The 852-nt window shown below is 49.2% G+C and carries 1 protein-coding gene; it reads left to right on the forward strand.

From position 1 onward, the window contains the following. Positions 1–105: 105 nt before the first annotated feature. Entirely contained in the window at positions 106–783 is a 678-nt protein-coding gene (locus tag KW93_RS11065) for an amino acid ABC transporter permease (protein ID WP_033543079.1), read from the forward strand. Positions 784–852 lie beyond the last annotated feature (69 nt).

Raw genomic sequence — 852 nt, forward strand, 5'->3', positions numbered from 1 at the left:
ACGAAGCAGCGCAGCGATGCAGGAGCAGCCAAGTCGGCTTATGACCCGAAGAGCTGGGCCGTCGGAGTCTGGACAAAGAAAAGCGATTAATGAAGGAGGGATTCGATGAACGACATACAATGGGAGTTATTATTCGATCCGGTATTGGCAATTGAATCTCTCCCTTATGTGCTTGAAGGAATCTGGTATACGCTGCTCATTTCAATCGTCAGTATGCTGGGCGGACTCGTCATCGGGTTTTTCCTGGCACTTGCCAGGACTTCACCGCTGAAGATTCTGCACTGGCCGGCCCGTCTGTATATTTCGTTTATGAGGGGCGTTCCGATTCTCGTAATCCTGTTCCTCCTCTATTTCGCATTGCCGGTCATCGGCATTCAATTTACAGCAGTGCAGGCAGCGCTGATCGGTTTCACCATCAACTCAGCCGCATATATTGCGGAAGTTTTCAGATCTGCATTGGCATCAGTCGATAAAGGACAATGGGAATCTTCGACGGCTCTGGGCCTTACTTACTGGCAGACGATGCGCCGCATTATCCTGCCGCAATCGGTGAGGATTGCAGTGCCGCCTTTATCCAACGTCTACCTTGATCTCATCAAAGCTTCGTCACTCGCGGCGATGATCACGGTTCCGGAAATTTTCCACAAAGCCCGCATCATCGGGGGGCGGGAATACGATCTGCTCACTCTATTGATTCTCGTGGCTCTGATTTACTGGGCCATCTGTTCAGTAATGACCGTGCTGCAGAATTATCTTGAAAAACGCTATGCTGATTATTTATAGAAAATTTGAAGGCAGCCACGAAATTTGTGGCTGCCTTTTATGTTTCCCACGGGTTTATCAGCGATTTTT

The sequence above is a fragment of the Planococcus sp. CAU13 genome (assembly GCF_000775575.1).
In the GTDB taxonomy this organism is placed as follows: domain Bacteria; phylum Bacillota; class Bacilli; order Bacillales_A; family Planococcaceae; genus Planococcus.